The 6,421-nt window shown below is 55.3% G+C and carries 6 protein-coding genes; 5 read left to right on the forward strand and 1 reads right to left on the reverse strand.

The window, feature by feature from the left end:
* Positions 1 to 47: 47 nt before the first annotated feature.
* A complete protein-coding gene (locus B2W52_RS17770) occupies positions 48 to 248 on the reverse strand; it encodes a helix-turn-helix transcriptional regulator (protein ID WP_008174219.1) in 201 nt (66 codons plus the stop codon).
* Positions 249 to 987: 739 nt separating this feature from the next.
* On the opposite strand from B2W52_RS17770, the gene mobI reads away from it, so the two are divergent.
* The 5 genes from mobI to brxC all read left to right on the forward strand — a co-directional run.
* Positions 988 to 1,590, forward strand: a complete 603-nt coding sequence (gene mobI / locus B2W52_RS17775) for a conjugative transfer protein MobI(A/C) (protein ID WP_273073165.1) — start codon at positions 988 to 990, stop codon at positions 1,588 to 1,590.
* 250 nt (positions 1,591 to 1,840) lie between these two features.
* Positions 1,841 to 2,050, forward strand: a complete 210-nt coding sequence (locus B2W52_RS17780; RefSeq protein WP_008174223.1) for a helix-turn-helix domain-containing protein — start codon at positions 1,841 to 1,843, stop codon at positions 2,048 to 2,050.
* Positions 2,047 to 2,661: a DUF1819 family protein gene (locus B2W52_RS17785; protein ID WP_286803824.1), complete on the forward strand. Its 615-nt coding sequence runs from the start codon at positions 2,047 to 2,049 to the stop codon at positions 2,659 to 2,661. Before B2W52_RS17780 ends, B2W52_RS17785 begins: the two co-directional genes overlap by 4 nt.
* Positions 2,662 to 2,678: 17 nt before the next feature.
* Positions 2,679 to 3,269 carry a DUF1788 domain-containing protein gene (locus B2W52_RS17790; protein ID WP_339624529.1) on the forward strand — a complete coding sequence of 197 codons (591 nt, stop codon included), beginning with the start codon at positions 2,679 to 2,681 and terminating at the stop codon, positions 3,267 to 3,269.
* Positions 3,270 to 3,312: 43 nt separating this feature from the next.
* The coding region (brxC, locus tag B2W52_RS17795; protein ID WP_286803826.1) for a BREX system P-loop protein BrxC at positions 3,313 to 6,421 on the forward strand (3,109 nt) is incomplete at its 3' end.

Here is a 6,421-nt window from a genome sequence, read left to right on the forward strand (position 1 = left end):
GCAGTACAGCCCTGAGTCTCTCAATTGATATTTCATTCGCGCCTCCGTCACAGCCGGTCTAGCCAGTCACGAACATCCTGAATCCGGAACCTGACGGCCCTTCCTTGCGGGCTTGGCTTTATGGGGGCAGGGAAACGACCGGCTTTCACGTACCGTCGAAGCGTGGCTTGCGAAAGCTGGGTGACGGCACAAACCTCTTCATAGGTGAGCAAACGCTCATTCGTCTCGTTGAAATACTGTCGTTGCATAATCCACTCCTGATTCGTTGTTTAACGGACAGGAGTGATTATGAATAGTCCTGAATTCACACCAGAACCGTGGAATTGGCCAATTTGGGCGCAAAGAGAAAAAGATATTAAAACGCTGAATTTAAAGGATAAATTTTAGGGTTTAGGCGCTTTCTATGTGGCGGCCATCGGTTTTTGGATAAATTCTGGCGAAAATGTGAACAGTCTCCGCTAGCCGCCATCATCACGGCATCATTTTATGAAGCGGTAACTCCCGCTGACTTTCACATGTGAAAGTCAATGCTGGACGTGATCAAAACAGCCTCTCAAAAAGCCTTGTCGAGACCCTGTTATTTCACGGGACGTGCCCGCATCACACCGGGGCTCCAAAAGGTCTCTTTCAAGCCCCTTGTAAGTGCCTCGAGGAAGCGGTGGGAATTGTTGTAGCGACGACAGTCAGTCCGGTTCCATCAAGCCTCCGGATACCGGTGTTGTCACTGAGGTGGGAGGCCAGGGTCCCAAATGAATAATGGAACGCGGATCCTTCAGCCCATGCGAGCTATTTCATGGCGCGCGGGAGCGCAGCGGCAAAGTCCCAAATCAGATAGTTACGTGGACAGGAATTGGAAAGGTCCCATGGCTTGGAGGAAGGAATCTGCCTCCGCCCCCGCCTTTGTGTCCAAAAAGGACAAAAGCACATGGCAGCTCAAAGCACTCGACGGATTACGATTGTTGGCAAATCCATAGCGAGGAGCCAGCCATGAGCAAACGAATGACTCACCAGGAAATCTGCGAAGAGTGGGAGTCGGTCAGCCGAGCCCAAAATTTGGACCATCGTCGCGGCACCGAAGCCGCCATCAGGCAGTGCCGCCAATTTCTGGCCGCGATTCAGCAACAAGCAGACGTGGAGCAAGCCAGATATCGCTATCTGGCGCAGCGGCTCTGTGATCACTTCTGGTCCCACAACGTCGCGCATCGTACCGACCAGACACCCGGCTATCCCGGGCACTTCGGCTGCCGCGTCCGACTCCGGAAAAGAAAGCTGGAGTTGTCCTGGTACTACAATCGCTTTGTACCGAAGAAGGGTAGTGAAGGCCGCTCGGTGTTCAGTGAATACATCCGCAAAGAAGGTCAGTATCGCTACCACAAACCGGCCTTCACGCGGGCCCAGGATTGGGAGCAACCGCTCATCATGGAGACTGAGACCGGTTTTGAGATGTTGCGAAGGCTCAATGCCAACCAGGCGGAGCTTTGTCGAATCGTGCGGAAAAGCGAACGCCTCCTGAAAGATCTGGAGGAGCACCTCGGTGGACTGAAGGAGGCTGCCAGCGGGAGTGCAAGCCCCTCAAGCGAGGAGGGATGAGGGCTGTTTGGCGGTAAAAGGCATGCCGCTCACACCGCAGGTGTTGATTGCGTGGGGCTATTGATGGGATCGCCCAGATTTCAGGTGGCTATATATGCCGTTCTTTGCTGGTCTATCCGGGTCAAATCGGTTGAATGCAGCGTGGTACCTCTATATATTGATCAGTCAATGTAGTGTAGGGCTGTTCCGCCCATGAGACCGTGCCGCCTGAGATAAGGTGGCAACACCATCGGCCATAGGAAGCGAAAACATGGCCGAGATGGAAGATCGCTGGTTATCCGTAGACGAAATAGGCAAGCACCTCGGTGTCAGCAATGACACCGTGTACCGCTGGATCGACAAGCACGCAATGCCCGCCCATCGTATGGGGCGATTTTGGAAGTTCAAAAAAGTCGAAGTGGATGAGTGGGTCAAGGGCGGTGGAGCCGCTGAGACGAGCAAGGGTGAGCGTTCCGAATGACCCGAGGCAGGTATCGCATCTCTTTCACGTCCGGCAGCCTGTATCACCGCGAATCGGTGAAGCTGGCCGAGCTGTACCTGTCGCTCCGTGACTGGGATGAGGTGCGTGCTCAAGCGCTGCATGACAACCTGCTACAGGCCAGAACGGAAAGCACGGCGAAGCGCACCTGTAGAGAGGCGATTGCACGCCTGAAGACGTTGACCGAAAGCGAACTGACTTTCCTGGCCGAGGCAAACCACCAGGACCAGGCTCACCTTCTGTGGGTTGCCGTGTGCCGCCTGTACCGCTTTATCGCGGACTTTGCGGTGGAAGTGCTACACGAACGGTTTGTCGCGATGAAGCTGGATCTCAGTTTTGAGGATTTCGATGCCTTCTACAACCGTAAATCGGAGTGGCATGACGAGCTTGATAATGCCAGCGCCTCAACGCGCGATAAATTGCGGCAGGTCCTGTTCAGAATGCTGCGGGAGGCAGGGTTGTTAGCTAAGGACAAAACCATAAACGCAGTACTGCTAAGCCCCAGGCTGATTGAGTTGCTGCGTCAGAACAATCCTGACGAGTTTTTCTACTTCCCAGTCTATGAATCCGATATCAGGGGGATGTCAGCTTGAAAAAGGACATTGCCAAAATGCCGATGCAGGAGCGACTCCAGCACCTGTTCAGCGTGGTTTCCGGCCAGCGATTCCTGAACAAACAGGGGCTGGGTAATGAAGTGCCTTTCTTCATCTGCCCCTACCGGCCTGAAGAAGCGGTCGAGATGGAGCGTCTTCAGCGGCAGTTGGTTAACCGGCTGGAGCAGGCGGGCATCCGGACCCTGAGTATCAATCTGTACGACCTGGCCGTCGATATTTTGAAAGAAAGAGACATCTGGGAACAGGTGTTGGAACTCGAGCCCACGGTCTCAAAGGATCAGCTGAAAGAACTGCTACAGGGAGTGCTGGACCCGGAAGCCCATTTGGTGCCCGCTATTGCGGCAAAGCTCCAGTCCGTTGAGTTTGACGTGCTGTTTCTCTCAGGGGTGGGCGAGGTCTTCCCCTACATACGCTCCCACAACGTGCTCAACAACTTGCAGAGCACCGCCAAAGACCAGCCAACGGTGATGTTCTTCCCGGGCTCCTATACCCACTCGCTGGAAACCGGCGCATCGCTGGATCTGTTCGGCAGGCTGCATGACGACAAGTACTACCGTGCGTTCAACATCTTTCATTACGAAGCCTGAGCGGACGATACGATTCGAGGCGTAATCATTAAGGGAAAGTACAATGACATTGAAGAATATTTTTCTAAAGCCCGTTGACCGCCCCATTGAAGGCGTTATCAAAGCCGACGATGAAGCCAGTCTTCGCCTCGAAATCGAAGAATACGTACTGACCAACGAAGTCGAGAAACGCCTCGAAGAGTTCCTGGACGCCTACAATAACTACGAAGGGGCGAACGGGGTCTGGGTCTCCGGCTTCTTCGGGTCCGGTAAGTCGCACCTCCTCAAGATGCTGGCCCTTCTGCTTGAAAACCGGGAGATGGACGGTGCTACTACCCTGGACCTGTTCCTTCCCAAGTGCAGTGAGAATGAAATTCTCCGGGGCGACCTGAAGCGAGCTGTCTCAATTCCGGCGAAGAGCATTCTGTTCAACATCGACCAGAAAGCCGATGTCATCAGCAAAACCCAAATCGATGCGCTTCTGGCCGTGTTCGTTAAAGTCTTCGACGAAATGTGCGGCTACTACGGCAAACAAGGGCACATTGCCCAGTTTGAGCGCGATCTGGACGGCCGTGGCCTGTACAAGCAGTTCAAAGCCGAGTACGAGGCCATCGCCGGCCGCCCCTGGCAGAAAGGCCGGGAGCAAGCCCTTCTGGAAGGCCCCAATATTGCCAAAGCCTACGCCGCTGTGACCGGTGGCGACCCGCAGTCGGCAGCGGGCATTCTGGACAAGTACCGCAGCGAATACCGAGTTTCGATAGAGGACTTCGCGGACAATGTGAATGCCTATATCGAGAAGCAGGCAAAAGAGGGTGGCCACAAAGAGTTCCGTCTGAACTTCTTTGTGGACGAGGTCGGCCAGTACATTGCCGACAACACCAAGCTGATGACCAACCTGCAAACCATTGCCGAGAGCCTCGCCACCAAGTGTCGGGGCCGGGCCTGGATTATCGTCACCGCGCAGGAAGAGATGAAAAACGTGGTTGGCGAAATGGGCAAGCAACAAGGCAACGACTTCTCGAAAATTCAGGCACGGTTCAATAACCGCATGAAGCTGTCCAGCGCGGACGTGGCAGAGGTCATCCAGAAGCGCCTGCTAACCAAGACCGAAGAAGGCGTCAATCAGCTGTCGGACGTCTACCACGCACAGGCGAACAACTTCAAAACCCTCTTTGACTTCGCGGATGGATCGGCTACCTACCGGAACTTCCGGGACAGGGACCACTTCATCCACAGCTACCCCTTCGTCCCCTACCAGTTCGCGCTGTTTCAATCGGCGATCCAGAACCTGTCGCAGCACAACGCCTTCGAGGGTAAACACAGTTCCGTCGGTGAACGCTCCATGCTAGGGGTTTTCCAGCAGGTGGCCATCCACATCGGCAACCATGAGGTGGGCCAGCTGGCCACCTTTGACCTGATGTTTGAAGGCATCCGCTCTGCACTGAAATCACAAATACAGCGGGCGATTATTCAGGCCGAGAACCACCTCGATAATGCCTTCGCCATCCGGCTGCTGAAGGCCCTGTTCCTGGTCAAATATGTCAAGGAATTCAAGCCCACGGTGCGCAACCTTTGCGTGCTGATGCTGGATGCCTTCGATCAGGACTTGCCGGCACTTCGCACCAAGGTCGAAGAAGCCCTGAGCCTTCTGGAGCAACAGACCTACATACAGCGCAACGGCGACCAGTACGAGTACCTGACGGACGAGGAAAAGGACGTCGAGCAGGAGATCAAGAACACAGAGGTTGAGTCATCGGACGTTGCGGACGAATTGGAAAAGATCGTTTTCGACTACGTCATCAAGCAGCGCAAGATTCGCTATGACGCCGGCTCCTCCCAAAACCAGGGGCAGGACTACTCCTATTCGCGCAAACTGGATGATCGTCTGCATGGGCGTGAATACGAGCTCTCGATCAATGTCATCAGCCCGTTCCACGAGCATACCGACAACGAGCAAATGCTCCGTACAGCCTCTACGTACAAGGCGGACGAACTGTTTGTGCTCATGCCGTCGGACGAGCGCCTGGTGCGCGATCTGCTCATGTTCAAGCGCACCGAGAAGTACATCAAGCAGAACATTTCCGTTACCCAGCAGGAAGCCGTCAAACGGATCCTGAATGACAAGGGCTTCCAGAACCGTGAGCGCGAGGCCAGGCTCCGGCAGCAGGTTCAGACCCTCATTGGCAAGTCCAAGTTGCTCATTGGCGGCGCCGATGTGGAAGTGGCGAATGAGGACCCCCAGACCCGCATTATTCGGGGCTTCCATGAGCTGATTTCACGGGCTTACCCCAACCTCCGCATGTTGCGCGGTGTTTCCTACACGGAAAACGACATCAGCAATTGCCTCAACCGTACAGACGATGGCCTTTTCGGTAACGACGCCACGGCCCTGGCGGAATCCGAGCAGGAAGTGCTGGCGTTCATTCAGAGCAACAATCGGGGCGGTGTCCGCACCACCCTCAAGAGCCTGCTGGAAAAGTTCGAACGCAAACCCTACGGCTGGTATTACGCCGCGATTCTCTGCACCCTGGCCAACCTGTGTGCCCGTGGCAAGGTGGAAGTTCGTCTCGACGGGAACATTCTGGAGGACAGCGAGCTGGAGCGCGCCCTGCGTAACACTCACGGCCACGGCAACGTGGTGCTGGAACCACAGATTGAGTTCACCGCCTCTCAGGTCCGAGCCCTCAAGTCGTTCTACGAGGACTTCTTCGACAGCCCGCCCCGCAGCAGCGAAGCCAAGGCCCTGGGTAAAGAGGCTGGCGAAGCCTTTCAGGACATGTACCACGACCTGGATCGGCGGATAGCGCAGGTCGATCAGTACCCGTTTCTCAATGCCTTGAAACCTGCCCTGGTGACGCTGAAAGAGGTCGCCGGAAAGCCCTACACCTGGCACCTGACGGAATTGGGCAAGCAGGAAGACCAGCTGCTGGACCTGAAAGAGGATGTCATCGACCCCATCCGCAAGTTTATGGGCGGTTCACAAAAAGACATCTACAACCAGGCTCGGTCCTTCCTGCAGAGCCAGGAGCCCAACTTCATCTATGTGTCCGGGGATGAGATCGAGCAGATCCGCACCATCCTGAACGACCCCAACTGCTACAAAGGGAATCGCATTCAGCAGCTCAAGGGCCAACTGGATAGCCTGCAGGAGCGCATCGACGAGAAAGTGCAGC

It is taken from the genome of Marinobacter sp. UBA2498 (assembly GCF_002341575.1).
Taxonomy (GTDB): domain Bacteria; phylum Pseudomonadota; class Gammaproteobacteria; order Pseudomonadales; family Oleiphilaceae; genus Marinobacter; species Marinobacter manganoxydans.